Annotated in this window: 15 protein-coding genes; 6 read left to right on the plus strand and 9 right to left on the minus strand. The window is 47.8% G+C overall.

Features of this window, described 5'->3' with window-relative positions; translation table 11 throughout:
* Positions 1-97: 97 nt before the first annotated feature.
* A complete protein-coding gene (gene gpmM, locus Q1A70_RS00895) occupies positions 98-1,630 on the plus strand; it encodes a 2,3-bisphosphoglycerate-independent phosphoglycerate mutase (protein ID WP_299686016.1) in 1,533 nt (510 codons plus the stop codon).
* A gap of 282 nt (positions 1,631-1,912) precedes the next feature.
* Here gpmM and Q1A70_RS00900 read toward each other — a convergent pair whose 3' ends face one another.
* On the minus strand, positions 1,913-3,268 hold the full coding sequence (locus Q1A70_RS00900; RefSeq protein WP_299686019.1) for an MATE family efflux transporter: 1,356 nt from the start codon (positions 3,266-3,268) through the stop codon (positions 1,913-1,915).
* A 262-nt stretch (positions 3,269-3,530) separates the two neighbouring features.
* On the opposite strand from Q1A70_RS00900, the gene Q1A70_RS00905 reads away from it, so the two are divergent.
* A complete protein-coding gene (locus Q1A70_RS00905; protein ID WP_299686022.1) occupies positions 3,531-3,821 on the plus strand; it encodes a co-chaperone GroES in 291 nt (96 codons plus the stop codon).
* 208 nt (positions 3,822-4,029) lie between these two features.
* Positions 4,030-5,676, plus strand: a complete 1,647-nt coding sequence (gene groL / locus Q1A70_RS00910) for a chaperonin GroEL (RefSeq protein ID WP_299686024.1) — start codon at positions 4,030-4,032, stop codon at positions 5,674-5,676.
* 477 nt (positions 5,677-6,153) lie between these two features.
* Here groL and Q1A70_RS00915 read toward each other — a convergent pair whose 3' ends face one another.
* Entirely contained in the window at positions 6,154-7,749 is a 1,596-nt protein-coding gene (locus Q1A70_RS00915; RefSeq protein ID WP_299686027.1) for an AbgT family transporter, read from the minus strand.
* A gap of 4 nt (positions 7,750-7,753) precedes the next feature.
* Positions 7,754-9,670: a TonB-dependent receptor gene (locus Q1A70_RS00920; RefSeq protein ID WP_299686030.1), complete on the minus strand. Its 1,917-nt coding sequence runs from the start codon at positions 9,668-9,670 to the stop codon at positions 7,754-7,756.
* A gap of 380 nt (positions 9,671-10,050) precedes the next feature.
* On the opposite strand from Q1A70_RS00920, the gene Q1A70_RS00925 reads away from it, so the two are divergent.
* The gene (locus Q1A70_RS00925) at positions 10,051-10,611 is read left to right on the plus strand and encodes a phaC PHA synthase (protein ID WP_299686033.1); all 561 of its coding nucleotides are present in this window, start codon (positions 10,051-10,053) and stop codon (positions 10,609-10,611) included.
* A gap of 313 nt (positions 10,612-10,924) precedes the next feature.
* On the opposite strand, the gene epmB is transcribed toward Q1A70_RS00925, so the two are convergent.
* Positions 10,925-11,947 (minus strand): EF-P beta-lysylation protein EpmB, encoded by a 1,023-nt coding sequence (epmB, locus tag Q1A70_RS00930; protein ID WP_299686036.1) that lies wholly within the window; start codon positions 11,945-11,947, stop codon positions 10,925-10,927.
* 33 nt (positions 11,948-11,980) lie between these two features.
* On the opposite strand from epmB, the gene efp reads away from it, so the two are divergent.
* Positions 11,981-12,547, plus strand: coding sequence for an elongation factor P (gene efp / locus Q1A70_RS00935; protein ID WP_299686039.1), 567 nt, complete (start codon positions 11,981-11,983; stop codon positions 12,545-12,547).
* 238 nt (positions 12,548-12,785) lie between these two features.
* Here efp and Q1A70_RS00940 read toward each other — a convergent pair whose 3' ends face one another.
* The 5 genes from Q1A70_RS00940 to frdA form a co-directional block, all read right to left on the minus strand.
* Complete coding sequence (locus Q1A70_RS00940; RefSeq protein ID WP_299686042.1) at positions 12,786-15,341, minus strand: Ig-like domain-containing protein; 2,556 nt, start codon at positions 15,339-15,341, stop codon at positions 12,786-12,788.
* A 444-nt stretch (positions 15,342-15,785) separates the two neighbouring features.
* Positions 15,786-16,244 carry a fumarate reductase subunit FrdD gene (gene frdD, locus Q1A70_RS00945; RefSeq protein WP_363318193.1) on the minus strand — a complete coding sequence of 153 codons (459 nt, stop codon included), beginning with the start codon at positions 16,242-16,244 and terminating at the stop codon, positions 15,786-15,788.
* 12 nt (positions 16,245-16,256) lie between these two features.
* On the minus strand, positions 16,257-16,640 hold the full coding sequence (frdC, locus tag Q1A70_RS00950) for a fumarate reductase subunit FrdC (RefSeq protein WP_299686045.1): 384 nt from the start codon (positions 16,638-16,640) through the stop codon (positions 16,257-16,259).
* Between the two features lies 1 nt (position 16,641).
* The gene (locus Q1A70_RS00955) at positions 16,642-17,424 is read right to left on the minus strand and encodes a succinate dehydrogenase/fumarate reductase iron-sulfur subunit (protein ID WP_299686048.1); all 783 of its coding nucleotides are present in this window, start codon (positions 17,422-17,424) and stop codon (positions 16,642-16,644) included.
* Positions 17,424-19,265, minus strand: a complete 1,842-nt coding sequence (gene frdA, locus Q1A70_RS00960) for a fumarate reductase (quinol) flavoprotein subunit (protein ID WP_299686051.1) — start codon at positions 19,263-19,265, stop codon at positions 17,424-17,426. Before frdA ends, Q1A70_RS00955 begins: the two co-directional genes overlap by 1 nt.
* Before the next feature lie 452 nt (positions 19,266-19,717).
* Here frdA and epmA point away from each other — a divergent pair, with 452 nt between their 5' ends.
* The gene (gene epmA, locus Q1A70_RS00965; protein ID WP_299686054.1) at positions 19,718-20,689 is read left to right on the plus strand and encodes an elongation factor P--(R)-beta-lysine ligase; all 972 of its coding nucleotides are present in this window, start codon (positions 19,718-19,720) and stop codon (positions 20,687-20,689) included.
* Positions 20,690-20,729: the final 40 nt, after the last annotated feature.

Genomic DNA, 20,729 nt, shown 5'->3' on the forward strand with positions numbered 1-20,729 from the left:
TCTTGATCTTCCACTACAGTTTTGACTATAAACTGTAGTAAAATTACGCTAATTTGTTTTTATACCGATTTATTTTGAATTGAACGAGGTCAGTCCTATGTCAGCTAAGAAGCCAATGGCTCTAGTGATCCTTGACGGTTACGGTTACCGTGAAGACAACCAAGACAACGCTATCGCGAACGCTAATACTCCAGTTTTAGACGGTCTTATTGCTAACCAACCTAATACGCTAATCTCGGCTTCTGGCTTAGATGTAGGCCTACCAGACGGTCAAATGGGTAACTCAGAAGTGGGTCACACCAACATCGGTGCGGGTCGCGTGGTATACCAAGATCTTACTCGTATCACTAAATCAATCGCAGACGGTGAATTCGGCCAAACTGAAACGCTCGTTAACGCTATCGATAAAGCGGTAAAAGCTGAGAAAGCGGTTCACATCATGGGCCTTATGTCGCCAGGTGGCGTTCACTCTCACGAAGATCACATCTACGCAGCCGTTGAAATGGCAGCAGAGCGTGGCGCAGAGAAAATCTACCTACACGCATTCCTAGACGGCCGTGATACGCCGCCACGTAGCGCACAAAACACATTGGCTCGCTTCCAAGAGTTGTTCGCGAAACTGGGTAAAGGCCGTGTGGCTTCGCTTATTGGTCGCTACTACGCAATGGACCGTGATAACAACTGGGATCGCGTTCAAGAGTCTTACGACCTCCTTACTCAAGCAAAAGCAGAGTTCACATTCGATACTGCTGTTGCTGGCCTAGAAGCGGCTTACGCTCGTGACGAAAACGATGAGTTCGTGAAAGCGACGGAAATCAAAGCGGAAGGTGAAGAGTCTGCTGCTATCGTGGATGGCGATGCGGTTATCTTCATGAACTACCGTGCTGACCGTGCTCGTGAAATTACACGTGCATTCGTGCCTGATTTCGATGGTTTTGCTCGTAACGTATTCCCAGCGATCGATTTCGTGATGCTGACTCAATACGCTGCAGACATTCCGCTGCTATGTGCATTCCCACCGGCATCTCTAGAGAACACTTACGGTGAGTGGCTATCTAAAGCAGGTAAAACTCAGCTACGTATCTCTGAAACAGAGAAGTACGCACACGTTACTTTCTTCTTCAACGGCGGTAAAGAAGACGAGTTTGAAGGCGAAGAGCGTCAACTTGTTGCGTCTCCAAAAGTAGCAACGTACGACCTACAGCCAGAAATGAGCGCACCAGAGCTGACTGAAAAACTGGTTGCAGCAATCAAAGGCGGCAAATACGACGCTATCGTGTGTAACTACCCGAACTGTGACATGGTTGGCCACACTGGCGTTTACGATGCAGCGGTTAAGGCAAGTGAAGCGCTAGACGAGTGCATCGGCAAAGTTGTTGAAGCTATCAAAGAAGTGGACGGCCAACTGCTTATCACTGCTGACCACGGTAACGCGGAAATGATGGTAAACCCAGAAACGGGTGGCATCCACACGGCACACACTAACCTACCTGTTCCACTTATCTACGTGGGCGGCAAAGACGTTGAGTTCAAAGAAGGCGGTAAACTGTCTGACTTGGCACCAACGATGCTTTCTCTAACAGGTATGGAAATCCCAGCTGAAATGTCAGGTGACGTTTTAGTTAAGTAGTCAGCAGTTAAGTAGTCAGTAGCTAAATGGTTTTTTAGCTCAACGGTTCACGTTGAGCTTTAACGATTTTGAAAGCCCGCACTTCAAAGTGCGGGTTTTTTTATAGAAGTGAGGAACCCACACCGTCATTCCAGAACGGAGGGACGAGGTATCTGGAATCTAAAGCACACTGAAGCAACACTCTAAAAGACAGATTCTGAATCACGCTCGTGCCTCGCTGTTCAGAATGACGACTTGAGTAACGTTAATACTCCAAAGCTCTTCGCATCCCGCTACTCGTATCTATGGCATATGCTTTTCGCATCCCGCACCTGCTTTACCCCTAACACGAAGCGCAAAACAATACCCTGAAACCCCGCCGACAATGTTCCCCAAAGCTAAGCCAATAAACAGCCCCTCAATGCCATCGAGTTGGCTGCCGACCCATGCAAAGGGCAGGGTAAACACAAACAAGCGCATGAAGCTCCATTGAAAGGCTTTAAGCGGTTGATGCATGGCATTCATGCCGCTGATCAACATCATCACGATCCCTTGAAAGCCATAGCTAAATGGCACCACCAATAAGTAGTGCCACAAAATATCTCGCACCGACTGTTCTTGAGAGAATAGGGCAGCCAAAGGGATGCTTAATGGCACCATCATTAGGAAGATTAACCCTTGAAACATCACGGAAAAGCGCATGCTCAAAAACAGCGCTTTGAAGCTTCGTTGTGGGTTGCTCGCACCAAAGTTTTGCGCCATGAATGGAGTCAATGCCGAGGTGAGCGACATCAACACAATCAGCAAAATGGATTCAATGCGTTGCGCTGCGCCATACGCGGCCACGGCTTCGGTGCCTTGCTTAGCCAGCATCATCATAATGATGGCTCCGGCTAATGGGTTGAGCGCGTTGGATAGGGCGGCAGGCGTGCCAATGGTCAGTATTTGCTGCCAATCGCCAATGATGTTTTTAAGCTTAGGTAACGCGAGCAGTTTTTCGCGTTTAATCAACACATACAATGAGCCACACAGAGCGCCCAGCCAACTGAAGCCACTGGCAATCGCTGCGCCTTGTATTCCGAGTTCGGGGAAGGGGCCGTAACCAAAAATAAGCAGCGGATCGAGCACGCCGTTGATAAGCCCTGCCAACATCATAATCTTCGCTGGGGTCTTGGTATCGCCACTGGCACGAATGGCACTATTGCCCGCCATCGGGATCACTAATAACGGAATGGTAAGATACCAGATCACCATGTATTGAGAGATCAGCGGCAGCAGTTCGGGCTCTGCGCCCAGCAAGGTAAATAAAGGATCTAGAGTGACCAGGCCCACAGCAGAAGCGCAACATACCAGAAGCAGTGCCAGCAGCAATCCGTGGGCGGTAAATCGAGCGGCATTGTGCGCGTTGCCTTGGCCAAGCAAGCGACCAATACAAGTCGAAAGACCAATGCCGATGCCCATGGTGATGCAGTTGACTGCAAAGGTGATCGGAAAGGTGAAGCTCACCGCTGCCAGCGCGGGTGTACCCAGCAGCGAGATAAAGAAGGTATCGACCAGATTAAACATCAAGATCGCCACCATACCGAAGATGGTCGGTATGGTCATAGTACGCAATGTACTCTCTATAGGGGCGGTTAATAGCCCGTGCTTATCTTGCATGTACAACGCCGATCGAAACGAAAAGAGTAGGATAAACAGATATGGTAGGGAAGAAAAGCTAAAGGCAGATGAGAGATTCGAGTAAGCGAGTATCGAAGAGCTAGACCCTGTAAATAATAATTCTGTGTATCTGCTCTACCAAGATCACAATTTTTTCACCCCCCCCTTGGGATTCATCACATTGTCCCCAACATATTGTTTGACCCACGCTAATCGTGGCAACTATCAAAATTTAAATGGAAATTATCAGGAGATACGACCGATGAATATCCGTCCTCTACACGACCGAGTTATCGTTGAGCGCCAAGAAGTTGAATCTAAATCTGCTGGTGGCATCGTTCTAACTGGTTCAGCCGCTGAAAAATCAACTCGCGGTACAATTGTCGCTGTTGGCAAAGGCCGCATTCTAGAAAATGGTTCAGTGCAACCATTGGACGTTAAAGTTGGCGACACGGTTATCTTTGCTGAAGGCTACGGCACGAAAACAGAAAAGATCGATGGCAAAGAAGTTCTGATCATGTCTGAAAATGACATCATGGCGATCGTTGAGTAATCTATTTTTCATTTAACTCTCAGTAAAAGTTATCAAGCCAGTATTAGATGATTCATATCGTCATTCCAGAAATGAGGAACGAGTTATCTGGAATCTAAACCGAGTGCGATTTGAGTAGATTCTGAATCACGTTCGTCCCTTACTGTTCAGAATAACGCTATAACGCTGAGACAGACGCCCCGAAACAAAGAATTTAAAGGAAATAAAGATGGCTGCTAAAGACGTTAAATTTGGTAACGACGCACGTATTAAAATGCTAGAAGGTGTAAACGTTCTGGCTGACGCTGTAAAAGTAACGCTAGGTCCTAAAGGTCGTAACGTTGTTCTAGACAAATCATTTGGCGCACCAACGATCACTAAAGATGGTGTTTCAGTTGCACGTGAAATCGAACTTGAAGATAAGTTCCAAAACATGGGCGCACAAATGGTTAAAGAAGTGGCTTCGCAAGCGAATGACGCGGCGGGCGACGGTACAACTACCGCTACAGTTCTAGCTCAAGCTATCATCACTGAAGGCCTAAAAGCGGTTGCTGCTGGCATGAACCCAATGGATCTTAAGCGCGGCATCGACAAAGCGGTTATCGCTGCAGTTGAAGAGCTAAAAGGCCTGTCTGTTCCATGTGCCGATACCAAAGCTATCGCACAAGTAGGTACTATCTCTGCAAACTCTGACGCAACCGTAGGTAACATCATTGCTGAAGCGATGGAAAAAGTAGGTCGTGATGGCGTTATCACCGTTGAAGAAGGTCAGGCTCTACAAGACGAGCTAGACGTAGTTGAAGGTATGCAGTTTGATCGCGGCTACCTATCTCCTTACTTCATCAACAACCAAGAAGCGGGTTCTGTTGATCTAGAAAGCCCATTCATCCTTCTTATCGACAAGAAAGTGTCAAACATCCGTGAACTTCTTCCGACTCTAGAAGCGGTTGCTAAGGCATCTCGTCCACTTCTTATCATCGCTGAAGATGTAGAAGGCGAAGCGCTTGCAACACTCGTTGTGAACAACATGCGCGGCATCGTGAAAGTAGCGGCGGTTAAAGCGCCTGGTTTCGGTGACCGTCGTAAAGCAATGCTGCAAGATATCGCTATCCTAACGGGCGGTACGGTTATCTCTGAAGAGATCGGTCTAGACCTTGAAAAAGTAACGCTAGAAGACCTAGGTCAAGCTAAGCGTGTGACTATCACTAAAGAAAACTCAACCATCATCGATGGCGCGGGCGAAGAAATGATGATCCAAGGTCGTGTTTCTCAAATCCGTCAACAAATCGAAGATGCAACGTCTGACTACGACAAAGAGAAGCTTCAAGAGCGCGTAGCTAAGCTAGCTGGCGGTGTTGCAGTAATCAAAGTTGGCGCAGCAACTGAAGTTGAGATGAAAGAGAAGAAAGACCGCGTTGAAGATGCACTTCACGCAACTCGCGCAGCGGTTGAAGAAGGTGTGGTTGCAGGTGGTGGTGTGGCACTTATCCGCGCGGCATCTAAAGTGGCTAACATTGAAGGCGACAACGAAGAGCAAAACGTTGGTATCCGCGTTGCACTACGTGCAATGGAAGCGCCTATCCGTCAAATCACGAAGAACGCAGGTGATGAAGAGTCTGTGGTTGCTAACAACGTTCGCGCTGGCGAAGGTAACTACGGTTACAACGCGGCGACTGGCGAATACGGCGACATGATTGCGATGGGTATCCTAGATCCAACTAAGGTGACTCGCAGCGCACTTCAGTTCGCAGCATCAGTTGCGGGTCTTATGATCACAACAGAAGCGATGGTGACAGACAAGCCTCAAGAAGCAGCTCCTGCAATGCCTGATATGGGCGGCATGGGCGGTATGGGTGGCATGGGCGGTATGATGTGATCATCCCCCTGACTTAATCCTATAAAGTCTGAAAAGCCCCGTAAACGTTGTGTTTACGGGGCTTTTTTCGTTTTTACGCGACTTTTTCGTTCTTACGTGATTAATACCAATCTAAATAAGTATCTGGACATTCTTGCTAGTTAAAATCGCTGATAGCATCGTTATAGATTTTGTAGGTAGGCCAACTAGCTAGCTAGCTGCAATCTATGCCTTGCTCTAAGCGATTTTTCCTGCGCAATTATCTGATCACCTACTTATCCAGATTGGTATAAGGCGTGTTGATACTATTGTCGCTTAGTTGCTTAGTTGCTTAGTTGCTTAGTTGCTTGGTCGCTTACTTGCTTAGTTGGTTACTTAGCCGCTTGGCATCAAGTGGAGTACTTAGATCACCCAACGGGTGGTGAGTCGTCACTGATGACAAATCCAACCAAGCCCATAATCAACGTTAAGTGTACAGACCCATAGCCAACGTTAAGTTTACAGCCCCATTGGCCACTGCAATACGTACACCCAAACAAGTAATAGAGTCGTCCACACCAATAAAAAGGCGAGGCTAAAAGGCACCATTAATGACATCAAGGTACCGAGTTTTGCCTCTTTATCATAATCTTGCGCCGCCGCTAAAATTAACCCGAGATAGCCAAAGAGCGGGCTAATAATGTTGGTGACCGAGTCGCCGATCCGAAACGCCGCTTGTGTCACTTCGAGTGGGATGCCCACATAGAACAATGAGGGGATCAAAACGGGTGCCATCATGCTCCATTGAACAATCGGCGAGCCCATAAAAATATTCAAAAAGGCACACAGAATCACGACCAGTAAAAGAATGATGGCTGGGTGCAGTTGTGCTTCTGCGACGAGGCTACTCATCGACATAGCTAACACACCAGACAACTGGCTGAGTTTGAATAGGTAGATCATCTGCGATGCAACAAAGATGATCAGCAAAAACAACCCGAGTTGGCTTAGGCTTTTCTGACAAGCATTCAGCAGGTCTCGTTCACACTTGAAACTGCCAGACAGATAACCATAAGTTAATCCACTTAAACCAAAGGTGACGGCAATAATGATCGGCAGACCACGCATCACTTCGCTGCGCCCTAAAGATTGCCCCTCGTGTGGTGCTAACCAGCCGTTGGGTAGGGCGGTTGAAAGTACAATAAAAGCGGCGACTAAGGCAAAGACGGACGCTGCAGCCCACATTGCTTTATCGTGATTAATGGCTTTGTCGTGATTAGCTGTTGTGTCGTGATTAGCTGTTGTGTCGTGATTAATTGCTTGGTCGTGATGAGTTATTGTGTCGTGATTCGCCGCTTGGTCGTTAGCAATCGCATCGCAGTTCGTGAGCTTTTGCTCAGGCGCTGCGCAATGACGGGCTAATCGACTTTGGCGTTTTTCAACGATATTAATTGAAACAAACGAGCCGACTAACACAAGAGCGAATACGCTGGCGCTCATAAAGAAGTAGTTCGCCAGAGGGCTGACAACAATATTTGGGTCAATCAGTTGAGCGGCTGAGGTGGTGATACCGGCAATAACGACGTCATAAGTGGTTAAGAATAGTGTTGCGTGTGTGCCACCTGCGACACCAGCAAATGCCGTGGCAAGGCCTGCTAATGGTGGGCGATTGGCTGCTTGATACGCGCGACACGCCAACGGGATAAGTACAATGTAGCCCACAGAGCCGACGACATTCGATAATATCCCCAGCATCATGATGCTCATGGTCAGCTGCCACTTTCCGGTTTTGCTAACTAACCGTTGAACGGAGTAACTGATGAGGCCGGAAGAGTCCGCTAAACCAATACCAATGGTGGCAATAATGACGATGCCTAAGGGGGGGAAGCTGATGAACTCTTTGACGCTGCCACCGAGCCAAGTTCTTATCGCCTCTAAAGACAACAGGTTGTTGACGTGCTCAATGTTTCCACCCGGCAGTGTATAAGAGACTTGGGCGTTGGAGACGAAGAATGAGATGACTATGATTATCAGCGACAACCATAGAAACAAAAAGACGGGATGGGGAAGTTTATTTCCCCATCGCTCTAATTTATCAAAAAAGGTATTTGGCATTAGGTTAGAAAGCGTAGTTTAAGCCAGCGTAATACGTTCTACCCTGAATGACCTCGGTGTAGGTTTCTGGGCTTGATACATCTTCATCCATCAAGTTATTGATGCCGAGCTTCAGATCCAGTGCCTCTATTATGGTATGACGCATGCCAATATCAAATGTTGTGTACGGATCGGAGACATCATTGTTGCCGAGTTCACCACGCACTTCACTGCGGTAATGGGCTCTTGCAAACAGGTCGGTATCGTACGTTACGTACCAGTTGGCTTTCACGGATGCTTCATGTTCAGAGGTTCCAACAAGTCGCTCACCGCTTGTGTCGTCGGTTGCGTCGAGGTAAGTGTACGAAACATCAAATCCAACATGTTCGAATTGGTGCTCTGCGTACAGTTCTAATCCTTTGAGTGTCGCTTTATCAACGTTCACAAACGTATAGTAGCCGCCGTTACCATTGGCTCTTTCCACTTGCTGAATAATATCGTCAACACGGTTATAGAATACGGTCGCATTGGCAGACGTTGCTTTATTAGCATAGTAAGCGCCAATCTCACTGAAGGTGCCCGTTTCTGCTTTGAGATCTTGGTTACCATAGACGTTACAAGCGGCGGGTCTATCTGGACAAGCAGGACCGCTGGCTGGTGCAGTGTAAGACGGCGAGATCTGTGCCATGGTTGGTGCTTTAAATGCGGTTCCGGCGCCGGCTTTTAAGTTCCAGTTGTTGGTTAAACCTTGGGTGATGTATCCACGGTATGTGAATTCGCTGTCAAATAGGGAGTCGTGATCAAAACGGCCACCGAGTGTCAGCATGGTGGAATCGGCAACGGCTAAGTTGGTTTCAACATAAGCAGCAGCGCTGGTTCGGTCGGTAGAACCGCCTGTGATCCCAACGTTTGAGATTTCGGCATTGCGGCCTTCTGCGCCTGCTGTCACGGTGTGATCACCAATAAAGAACACAGCTTGTACATCACCGCCATAGTTTTGTTCGGTAATGTCTGAACTCGGGATGTCGTATTTAACATCAAAGTCACTGTAGTAGAGATGAGCATCCACACTCACAAGATACGATTGGTAATCATACCCTAAGGTGTAACTCTGAAGCTGACGTTCTTGTTCATACGAACGACCGCGATACATTGCGGTACCCGATTGGTCTTCATTTGATAGTTGCACTTCTAAGTCAATCGAGTGTTGGTCGTTCAGCGCATAATCAAAAGAGTTCACTAAATTGTAATTTTTTTGCGCACGACGTTTTGTGAAGTTCGGCTGATCGGAATAAAAAGATTCCTCGGTGTCTAAATAGTTACCATAAACGGTATAGCTCAATGCATCGGTAATCGGGGTTGAGAAATACAGGCCATAAATTTGCCCGTTACCGCCTTTGTCCGCTTGGTTGTATTGCCCTTCAACGCTGATCGCACCTTCTGCGGTACCACTGTGCTGGCGAGTGATGACATTGACTACGCCACCCATGGTATCAGCACCATATAGCGTGGACATCGGGCCGCGAATCACTTCGATATTATCGACAGCGACACTTGGCGTTAAGCTCAATGCGTTGTCACTACCACGCCAAAGTGCTTCTCTGGTATAAGAGCGGCGGCTGTTCAATAATACTTGCGTGTAGTCACTACTTAAACCACGAATTCGGACACCACGAGAGCCATTTGCTTGCGTAGATACGTTCACGCCTGGTGCGTCAACGATTAAGTCACCCACGTCTCCGGTCATCTGATATTTACTCTGTTCTTGAGCATCGATCACCGTCAGAGTTGCAGGGGCTTCGAGTAGGCTGGTGCTCTGGCCTGCGTTTGCGGTGACAACCACGGTTTCATCAATGGTCGATTCTGCCATAGCAAAAGAAGCAGGCATAAAGGTCAGGCTGAATAGGCACGGTACCGCATGGCTTGATTTGATTTTTAACATGTAGTGACTTAATGGTTTTAGGTTAGGGTACAGAATGTAATAAAAATAAATCTCATTTACAATACTACTCATGATAAAGTTGATGTGAATCATATCTCATTGAAATGAATAATATATTTAGTGAATGGGTTGTTGCTAATGATATTTTTGGCTGATTTTGTATGACGTCGGTTGCTGGGACTCTTGAACTAGGGTGTTTTTATAGAGCAGATACGGGATACGAGTAAGCGAGATACGATTGCTCTTTCCAATTAAGCATCTTATATTCAATGGGATGGTTATGGCATGGGTTTAGCATGGATAGCGGTTAATGATATATAATCAATTCTTGATGGAAAATAACGAAATCAAGTTAACAATAAGTCAGTGGAGACTTCCCAATGAAAAAATTACTTTCAGTACTTGCTGTTTCAGCAGCCGTTATGGCACCTGCAGCATTTGCTTCTTCGCCTGTTATGTTCTCAACGCTTAATGGCTACAATGCGCCGGATTCAGATTCGGTGGGCGGTTTACGCTTAGCGGTACTTCATGGGCAGGTTAACGACCTTACTGGTGTCGATCTTGCTTTTGTGGGCATGTCAGAAACGCAAACCACAACGGGTGTTAACCTTGGTATCTTTGGTGCATCGAAAGTGAACCAAGAGATGACAGGTGCTTCACTGGGTTTCTTTAACTGGAATACGGGCAAAACAACGGGTGTCAACTTCGGTGTTATGAACATCACCAATGATGTGAAAGGCGCGAACGTGAGCTTCATTAACTACTCTGAAGGCAACACCTTGGTTGATTTTGGTGCGGCAAACCTGTCAGAAGTATCAACCGTTCAGCTGGGTATCTTCAATAAAACCAGCAAGATCGAAGGCGTACAGCTTGGTTTGCTCAACTGTGCTGACAACGGCTTCTTACCGTGCTTCCCATTTATCAACTTTGCGACCAAGTAAGTCTCTTCGATCGGGTTACGCGATGGGTGAGCTAAATTTTTTATTCCCTTCTGCACCTGGTAACCGTTCAATATTGATAGCGATTGATAAGTATCGTTATTGATAAATAAAGCTGTGGGCAAATTAAGCCGTAGATAACCTTAGACCGCTCTCGGTAAACACAGCCGTTGGTAAACTTAGACTACTCTCGGTAAACAGTGCTCTTGGTAAATACAGGAATTAACGCCTAAACCTTCGTTTTAGGCGTTACTTTTTTCTATCGTCACTCTTCCTTTGTGCTGATCAAGCCAACTCGTTTACGAATTTGAATCGTCTATTCAATGTGCAGGTCGAGCAGCGTTTTACTGCTGCGTCCGCCAATTTCACGGGTTAACTTAGGCACAAGGTAACCCGATACCTCACAGACCAACCCTTGGAAATGACGCTTCGCCTCTTGATCCGAAATAGAGAAGTGCGCCGCTCCCTGAACCTTATCAAGTACATGCATGTAGTAAGGTAATACGCCTGCATCGAACAGCTTTTCACTCAAGGCTTTCAACGCAGGGATACTGTTGTTAACCCCTTTAAGCATCACGCCTTGGTTGAGCAGTGTCACACCACTTTGCTTCAGCTTTTGGAAGGCCTGCTTAAGTTCCAAGTTAATCTCATTGGCATGATTAATATGGCTGACCATCACCACATTGAGGCGGCTGGTGGTGAATAATTGGCACAACTCATCGGTAATTCGAGCAGGGATCACCACAGGTAAACGGCTGTGAATACGCACCGTTTTAATATGGGGAATGCTTGTAATGGCTTGGATTAACCATTCGAGTTCGCTGTCTTTTGCCATTAAAGGGTCGCCACCCGACAAGATCATCTCGTTGATCTCTGGGTGCTCGGCGACGTAGTCGAGGCTGGTTTGCCATGTCGACTTAGAGCCCTTATTGTCTTGATAAGGGAAGTGACGACGAAAACAGTAGCGGCAGTTCACCGCGCAGCCACCTTTTACGATCATCAGTGCGCGGTTTTTGTATTTGTGCAGTAACCCGGGAATCGCGTTATCTTGCTCTTCCAATGGGTCGGCAGAATAGCCCGGATGCACCTCAAGCTCTTCGCTTAACGGTAAAACCTGACGCAGTAATGGGTCGTTCGGGTTGCCTTTTTCCATTCGCTCGACAAAGCTTAATGGTACCCGAAGTGGGAACTGTTCACGCGCCGTAAAACCTTTTTGCCACGGTGCTGGGTCTATTTCCAATGCTTCAAGGAGTTTTGTCGGGTTAGAGATCGCATTCGATAGCTGTTTGAGCCAGTTTTGCTCAACAGATTCGACTTTTCGGGTTATGATATGCGGCATTGAAATCAACTCAAAGATGTGTAAGAGGAAATCATGGCGTCAGTAAGCACCAATGAATTCAAAGGCGGTTTAAAATTCATGATGGATAACGAGCCTTGCTCAATTATCGACAATGAATACGTTAAGCCAGGCAAAGGCCAAGCGTTTAACCGTGTTAAACTTCGTAAACTGCTGTCAGGCAAAGTGTTAGAGAAAACATTCAAGTCAGGCGATACAGTAGAACTAGCGGACGTTCTTGACGTTGAACTAGGCTACCTATACTCAGATGGCGAATTTTTCCACTTCATGAACAACGAAACGTTTGAGCAGATCGCAGCGGATGCAAAAGCTGTTGGCGATACCGCTAAATGGTTAGTTGAAAATGACGTTTGTACTCTAACGTTGTGGAATGATAACCCTATCACCGTGACTCCGCCAAACTTTGTTGAGATCGCAGTGACTGAGACGGATCCAGGCCTAAAAGGCGACACTCAAGGCACGGGTGGTAAACCTGCAACTCTAGCGACAGGCGCGGTTGTTCGCGTACCTCTATTCATCGCTATCGGTGAAGTAGTAAGAGTTGATACCCGTACTGGCGAATACGTTGGTCGTGTAAAATAATCGCTTTGTGCTAGCGTTTTAAGCCTAAGCCTAAGCCTAAGCCTAATGCTTTAAGCTTATTCGAAACGTTTATTCGAACAGCTTAAACAGGTGATGAGTCTTTAGGGCTTGTTTAACCGAAAAAAAACCACTGATTGAATTCAATCAGTGGTTTTTTTGTTTCAGTTATCATCGATATTAAAGCTAGAACCGATATTAAAGCTAGAACCGAGATAACTGAGATTAAAGTTAATCGAGATTAACGCTGGTTAAGCTCAAGCAGTTTTGCACCCACGCCCTGAGAGTAAGCACGATCGTAGTACTCGTCCCAGTTGATTGACCAGTACATCACACCACCGAAGTTCTCGTAGTGATACTCTGGAACCACGCTGTCACAGTGGGTGCCTAGAACTAAGCAGTCCAGTGCTTTGTTGGTATTTTCAATCGTTGCTTGACCACTGCCCGCCGCTTTCGCGCCAGATGGCAGACCGATAGAGACTTGGCTATCTGGCAGACCTTCAAAGAATGGGCCGTTGCCGTAAGCCGTTTCAAAGCCTTCAACAAGCATCTTCTGTGCGGCTACCATCATATCAACACTGCCTTCCGGTGCGGTTGACCCGTATGGGTGCTCTAGGCCACCATTGTTGTACAGCTGAACGTGCAGCAGGTCTAACATGTCGCGCGTATCGTTGATCAAGGGTAGGTAAGCACCCCAAACCGTACCATTCGCCATGCTCACGTAGCCACCTTGAACGTATGGGTGCTCTGGTGCCATGGTTAGGTAAAGATCACGACCGAGCTTGTCTTGGATTTGACGTAATGCAATCGGTAGACGAGTTTGGATTTCAGAACCGTTGACTAGGCCAGAACCACTTTCGTAATCGACATCTAGCCCATCAAAGCCCCATTCGATAACGATATCTGTTAGGCTATCGACAAAGGCTTGTTGTGAAGCGTCATCATTAAGAATGATGGTCCCTTCAGCACCACCCAGTGATAGAACGATTTTCTTACCGTTAGCTTGCAGCTGTTTGATGTCTTGCTTGAAGCGACTTTCATCGATAGCGGCACATCCAGCATCACCCGAAAATAGGTTAAATTCGTTGTGACCCGGCTTAGAGATCGTGGTGTCAGCAAACGCAATATCGATCACATCCCATTCGTTTGGAATGTCGCTAAGGTTCATCGGACAAGTTGAACCGTTCACAAAGTTGTGCCAGTAACCCACCAGTTTATGTGGATTTTCTTCCTCTAACTGTACACTCACAGGAATCGAGCTTGATAGCTCTTGCTCACCGCTGTCGTCGGTCACTTTCGCTTGGATCTGGTAGTCACCGGCTGCTTCTGTGGTCCATGCTGCGCTAAATGGTGCTTCTGTTGCTGTTGCAACCACAAGGCCGTTGATTAGGAACTCAACCTTCTCGATGTCGGCGCTGAATGATTTCACATCCGCTTCTAAGCCAACGGTCGCACCAACGCTAAAGCGAGAGCCAGCAGCGGGTTTGGTTAAATCGACAACCAAGGCTTGATCGGTTACCGACACTTGTTGGCTTGCCGTACCTGTATCGCCTTCATTGTCGGTTGCGATCGCGCTGAGTGTGATGCTGCCAGTATCAAATGGGGTCCATTCAATTTGGTAGTTATCACCGTCTGCAACACCATCACCGATCAATTGGTCATTCGCAAAAAATTGCACGCTATCGATGCCAAAGTCACCTTCAACCGTGTTGACGACGATATCGGTCGGCGTACCAACTAGCAATGTTTCACCGTTACCTGGCGAGGTGAAGCTAAGTTCTGGCGCAGCACCACAGTCGCCTTCATGTTGCCATGCACTTTGCCATTCAGTACCTATACCCGGCTCGTATGCCCATGCGGCACTCGAACACCAGCCTGGGATCTGACAGCTGTATTGGTTGTCTTGGTTAACCACGATGTCACCGAGTGCGTAAGTGTCACCTTCATTGTAGTTGGGTAAGGTTTTGCAGCTGCCACCAGGGGCACTGCCGTTCACTGTGAAGCTTACTGCTTGGGTGCGAGCGCTTTGCTCATTATGGTCGAATGCTTGTGCATAAACCGCATGTGAACCTGCTGTTGCCGTCCATTGGTATTGGTAAGGTTGGCTGTTGTCGCTACCGATAAGCGCATCGTTTAGGTAGAAATCAACGCGCTCGATGCTGCTGCTTTCGCTGCTTGCATCGGCAGTAATCGCAACAATATCACCCTCATTGAAGCTTTCACCGTTGCCTGGTGATGTGAGCGAGACTTCTGGTGGCAGATCGGCTTCTGAATCAATCACACTGATCGTGACCTGGCTCTGCTCGGTCATCTGATCGGTGTTGGTGGCTTTGATTGTGATGACCTTGCTGCCTTCTTGCGTCGGCGTCCACTCTAGAGAGAATGGTGCTTCTTCAATTGAGCCAACCGATTGGTCATCAACAAGGAATTCGACGCGGCTGATTTCTGAATTTTTGCTCTCAACATTGGCGGCAAGTAAAAGGGGTTGCCCAAGCGCAAATTGACCGCCATTGGTTGGAGAGGTAATCGTGATAACCGGTGGCTGTGGTTCTACATTGTCGTCGTCACAAGCACCCAATAGTGACCATTCTTGCCACTCACCTGAGTTTGCATCGGGGGCGGAGCCTTGTGACCACCAGTTTGCTTGATAAGCGCTGTTTTGATGCTCGACAGTTGCACCGCCGTTGTATGCGGTGCTTGCATTCCACGCGCCTAGATCCGCACAGTCATAGCCACTTGCCATTGCACTGGCAGACAGCATACTGGTGATCAGCAGGGTTAATTGGTTTTTTTTCAAGATGTTGCTTCCTTTTAAAGGGTCGACATTGAATTGGTGTCCTATTTTTATTAAACAAGAAATAAGTCTGAGTACCAACTCGAACTCTGTGATCTTGACCCAAGTAATATTTTTATTATTGTCGGTTAACTCGCATAATATTCTGAATAGTCGTTTATCTATATCCAAATTGTATCTTTATGTGTGGTTTGATAGCGTGAGATTGATGATTTGATGGTGCGAGCTTGATGGTTGTATGCTGCTGGTGTCGGTGTTAATTTGAATGAAAAAAGAATGAAAGAGGCAATCAGTAACGGTAGAGGCGATCGTTGATCTGGCGTCATTCAAAAAACAAAAAACAAAAAACAAAAAAGCAGAACAAGATAATCCTGCTCTGCTTTTCGTCTTTTCACTCTTAAGCTCTTCGAGATTCGTTTACCCGAATCTCGCCTCTGCTCTGAACTCTTAAATCATATAAACAAAGATTATGGACAGTGCGCTGATGAGGCCGGCGAAGAAATAGCAAGCCACTTTACCTGCCACGCCAACGTGCAATTTCAGATCGTGCATCCCGTGGTGTAGGCGGTGCATCGCGTGCCACATCGGCAGCGCTAAAGTACCAATCACGAATAGCCCACCAATGGTGCTGGTGGCGAACTCAGAGACGCGCTCGTAACTCATGGCATCGCCACCGATGATGCCCATCGGCACCAAAATACCAAGCACCAAAATGGTGATGGGAGTGATCATCGCAAACCAAGTACCGCCAGCGCCAAATAGTCCCCACCAGATAGGCTCGTCAGAGCGTTTAGGGTTGTGGTTTACAGGGGAAGTGCTTTTTACTGACCGATCGCTTTTTACTGACTGATCGCGGTTAACTGACTGATCGCGGTTAACTGACTTTTCGTTGTAATTTGTGTTCATAACGGCAACTCCTTACACCACAATAAGAACGACTAAAGAGATAAAAGCGACCGCTGCCCACTGGCTCAATACGATGATCTTTTTATCCAGCAGTTGACCTTTAAAGCGGATTGGCACCACTTGCGGCATCATATTGAAGAAGGTGTGAGCGTGCAGTAGGCTGCCGAGCAGCGCGACGATATTAATCGCGACCACGAGAGGGGTGGCCATAAAATCTAACCAAGCCGCCCACGATTCTGGTCCTTTGACGAGTGCGCCCAAACCGAAGGTGAGGAACACAGTAAACAAGATCAAAGGCAGCACGGTCGCTTCGCGCAGCATATAGAAGCGGTAGAACGGATGCTTGCTCCACCAAGTACGTTTCACTTCACGTACATAAGGCTTACGATTGCTCATGTTATACCTCCTTGTTTGTTTTTGCTGCAGAGCCATTGCTCACTGAAGATCCGTCCGGCTTGAACATAGAGATCACAAAGTCCAGAGAAGACTCAACCTTGCCTTGGTTCACTGCCGCCGCTGGATCGACTTTCTTCGGACATACGTCAGAACAGTAACCAACGAAGGTACAGCCCCAAGCGCCGTTTTCACCGTTGATAAGCTTCATGCGTTCCGCTTTACCGTTGTCACGGCTATCTAGGTTGTAGCGGTGAGCAAGAGTGAGTGCCGCAGGGCCGATGAACTCAGGGTTCAAACCGAATTGAGGACACGCGGCGTAACACAAACCACAGTTGATACAACCAGCGAACTGTTTGTACTTCGCCATCTGCTCAGGCGTTTGGATGTTGGTGCCGTCTTCTGGTTTACGATCGTTGCCAATGATGTAAGGTTTGATGGCTTCAAGGCGTTCGATGAACGGCGTCATGTCGACAATCAAATCTTTCTCAATCGGGAAGTTAGCCAGTGGCTCGATGGTCAGCCCGTTCGGGTAGTCACGTAGGAAGCTCTTACACGCCAGTTTTGGCACACCATCAACCATGATCCCACACGAGCCACAGATCGCCATACGACAAGACCAACGGTAAGACAGATCTTTGTCTTGGTGATCTTTGATGTAACCAATCGCATCAAGCACCGACATGGTTTCATCGAAAGGGATTTCGAACGTCTGCATGTAAGGCTGTGTATCTTGCTCTGGATCGTAGCGAAGAATGTCTATTTTTTGGATACGATTCTTGGACATTATGCTTGCTCCTCTTCGCTCTTATTAGCATTCTCTTGTGCGGCTTTTTCAGCGGCGGCCGCTTTTTCAGCCGCTTCTCCGTACAGTCGCGCTTTTGGTTGAGATTTGGTGATCTTAACGCCGCTGTAGTCGATGGTTGGGGCTGCATCTTGGTTGTAGAACGAGAGCGAGTGTTTCAGGAAGTTGACGTCATCGCGCTCGGTGCAGTTGTCGTCTAGACGCTGGTGTGCACCGCGAGACTCTTTACGTAGGATCGCGGAATGCACCATGGCTTCTGCCACTTCAAGGCCGTAACCGACTTCGATAGCGTAAAGCAGGTCAGTGTTGAACACTTTGCCTTTGTCTTTAATGCTGATCTTCTTGTAGCGCGCTTTCAGTTCAGAGATTTTGTCGATGGTTTGCTGCATCAAGTCTTGTTGACGGTAGATACCACAACCCGCTTCCATGGTGTGACCCATTTCAGTACGGATATCCGCCCAGTTTTCATCGCCTTCTTGGTTCATCAATGCTGCGATGCGATCTTCCACGGCTTGTACTTGCTTAGCGATCGACTCTTCGTCCCAGCCTTTGAATTCCGCGGCGCGTTTCACCGCTTCTTCACCAGCAACGCGGCCAAACACCACGAACTCAGCCAGTGAGTTTGAACCTAGGCGGTTAGCTCCGTGTAGGCCCACTGACGCACATTCACCGACCGCGAATAGGCCTTTAATGCGAGTCTCACAGCGGCCGTTGGTTTCAATACCGCCCATGGTGTAGTGCACGGTCGGGCGAATTGGGATCGGCTCTTTCGCTGGGTCGACGTTAACGTAGGCTTTGGCCAGTTCACAGATAAACGGCAGACGCTCTTGCAGGTACTCTTCACCCAAGTGGCGAAGGTCTAGGTGGACGACATCACCCAGTGGATGTTCGATGGTGTTGCCTTTCTGCTGCTCGTGCCAGAAGGCTTGGGACACTTTGTCACGCGGCCCCAGTTCCATGTATTTGTTCTTCGGCTCGCCCACGGGGGTTTCTGGGCCCATGCCGTAATCTTGCAGGTAACGGTAGCCGTTCTTGTTTACGATAATACCGCCTTCACCACGACAACCTTCGGTCATCAGGATACCCGTGCCCGGTAGGCCGGTTGGGTGGTATTGAACGAATTCCATGTCACGCAGTGGCACACCGTGGCGATACGCCATTGCCATACCGTCGCCCGTTACGATGCCGCCGTTGGTATTGCAGTGGTAAACACGGCCTGCGCCACCCGTTGCGAGAACAACCGATTTCGCTTTAATGGTAACAAGCTCACCTTCAGACATATGAATCGCGATAAGGCCTTGTACTTCACCATCTTCACTGCCTTCGTTATTTTCTACGAGCAGGTCCACCACAAAGTACTCATCAAAGCGTTTGATTTGATCGTACTTCATCGAAGTCTGGAACAGAGTATGCAGCATGTGGAAACCGGTTTTATCGGCAGCGAACCAGGTTCTCTCTACCTTCATACCACCGAAGCGGCGTACGTTGACTTCACCGTTTTCTTTGCGACTCCATGGGCAGCCCCATTGTTCCATTTGGATCATTTCGCGAGTCGCGTTTTCAACAAAGTATTCAACAACATCCTGTTCACATAGCCAGTCGCCACCGCCAACCGTATCGTTGAAGTGGTTATCTAGGCTATCTTCGTCTTTGATGACTGCTGCTGAGCCGCCTTCTGCCGCTACCGTATGCGAACGCATTGGGTAAACTTTAGAAATCAGTGCGACTTCCAATTCAGGATTCGCTTCAGCCGCAGCAATTGCTGTACGAAGACCAGCGCCGCCTGCGCCGATGACTGCGATATCTGTGGTGATTGTCTTCACAGTTATTCTCCAGTGAGATGCGGAGTATTCCGCTCGTTATTGTAAAAAGCCTAGGTGGGTTGCATGACATGTCATCACGCGTGGATCGTTCCTAAGCCTTAAGTAGTAGGCTCAGTGTATGAGAGGGGGTTATTGGAAAAGTTGATGCATTTAGGTTTTTGGCTCAGTAATGCATGTGGAGTCATAGAATTTCTAGGTTATGTGACTGCAATCACGACAATCACAGATTGAGATTTATGCCCTGTTAAGGCGTGTTTTAACTGTTTGTTGAGTATGATTTTTGTTATCAATAGGTGTTACTGAGTAATAACCATAATTGCCTTGTAGACCGTTATTTCGTGGTTTCAGCACGGCAATGATTTAGCTTGGGTTAAGCCAAAGATAGAAGCTTACAAAAGCCGTGAAAAGTGGTAATTTTCGTCGCCTAGAATTCAGTAATTTGGAACTCAATAATGCACTCTACATGGCAACCCGCTGCCACCATTAATCAGCTAAAGCAACGTGCTGATATTCTTACTCAAATCCGCCACTTTTTTGCAGAGCGCGACGTGATGGAAGTGGATACGCCAGCCATGAGTCACGCCACGGTGACGGATGTGCATTTGCATACTTTCAAAACGGAGTTCGTCGGCCCGGGGTACGCGCACGGTCAGCCATTGTTCTTTATGACCAGCCCTGAGTTTCACATGAAACGCTTGTTGGCGGCCGGAAGTGGCTGTATTTACCAAATTTGTAAGTCTTTCCGTAATGAAGAAAATGGCCGTTATCACAACCCAGAATTCACCATGTTGGAGTGGTATCGAGTCGGCTTTGATCACCATGATCTGATGGATGAAATGGATCAGCTATTGCAGCACATCTTAAAATCCGCCGCCGCCGAGCGCATGACTTACCAACAAGCCTTTATGGATGTGTTGGGGGTGTGCCCACTTGAAGATTCGATGGCGACGCTAAAACAAGCCGCTGCCAAGCTTGGGCTGAGTGATATTGCCGAGCCAGAGCAAGATCGCGACACCTTATTGCAACTGTTATTTAGTGTTGGTGTCGAAGTGAAAATTGGCCAGCAGGTGCCCGCGTTTGTGTATGACTTCCCGGCTTCACAAGCGGCACTGGCGAAGATCAACGCCAATGACTCGCGAGTCGCTGATCGCTTTGAGGTGTACTTCAAAGGGATTGAGCTGGCAAACGGCTTTCATGAATTGGATAAACCGCAAGAGCAGTTGCAGCGTTTTGAAGACGATAATGCCAAGCGTATCGAGATGGGGTTAGCGCCTCAACCGATTGATCATCATCTGATTGAGGCATTAACATCGGGCTTGCCAGATTGTGCGGGGGTTGCGTTAGGGATCGATAGGTTGATCATGTTGGCGTTAGGCTATGACCACATTGATGATGTGACGGCTTTCCCGTTCCCACGCTCTTAGTTTCTTGGTCTTGGTTTATTGATCTTGGTTTCTTGGTTTC

The sequence above is a fragment of the uncultured Vibrio sp. genome, assembly GCF_947488985.1.
In the GTDB taxonomy this organism is placed as follows: Bacteria; Pseudomonadota; Gammaproteobacteria; order Enterobacterales; family Vibrionaceae; genus Vibrio.

Coding starts and splice junctions, on each gene's coding strand:
- gpmM (WP_299686016.1), top strand. CDS start 98: ATGTCAGCTAAGAAGCCAATGGCTCTAGTGATCCTTGACGGTTACGGT.
- epmB (WP_299686036.1), bottom strand. CDS start 11,947: ATGCCGCATATCATAACCCGAAAAGTCGAATCTGTTGAGCAAAACTGG.
- frdC (WP_299686045.1), bottom strand. CDS start 16,640: ATGAGCAATCGTAAGCCTTATGTACGTGAAGTGAAACGTACTTGGTGG.
- Q1A70_RS00915 (WP_299686027.1), bottom strand. CDS start 7,749: ATGCCAAATACCTTTTTTGATAAATTAGAGCGATGGGGAAATAAACTT.
- frdD (WP_363318193.1), bottom strand. CDS start 16,244: ATGAACACAAATTACAACGAAAAGTCAGTTAACCGCGATCAGTCAGTT.
- Q1A70_RS00900 (WP_299686019.1), bottom strand. CDS start 3,268: ATGCAAGATAAGCACGGGCTATTAACCGCCCCTATAGAGAGTACATTG.
- Q1A70_RS00955 (WP_299686048.1), bottom strand. CDS start 17,424: ATGTCCAAGAATCGTATCCAAAAAATAGACATTCTTCGCTACGATCCA.
- efp (WP_299686039.1), top strand. CDS start 11,981: ATGGCGTCAGTAAGCACCAATGAATTCAAAGGCGGTTTAAAATTCATG.
- Q1A70_RS00905 (WP_299686022.1), top strand. CDS start 3,531: ATGAATATCCGTCCTCTACACGACCGAGTTATCGTTGAGCGCCAAGAA.
- Q1A70_RS00925 (WP_299686033.1), top strand. CDS start 10,051: ATGAAAAAATTACTTTCAGTACTTGCTGTTTCAGCAGCCGTTATGGCA.
- groL (WP_299686024.1), top strand. CDS start 4,030: ATGGCTGCTAAAGACGTTAAATTTGGTAACGACGCACGTATTAAAATG.
- Q1A70_RS00920 (WP_299686030.1), bottom strand. CDS start 9,670: ATGTTAAAAATCAAATCAAGCCATGCGGTACCGTGCCTATTCAGCCTG.
- epmA (WP_299686054.1), top strand. CDS start 19,718: ATGCACTCTACATGGCAACCCGCTGCCACCATTAATCAGCTAAAGCAA.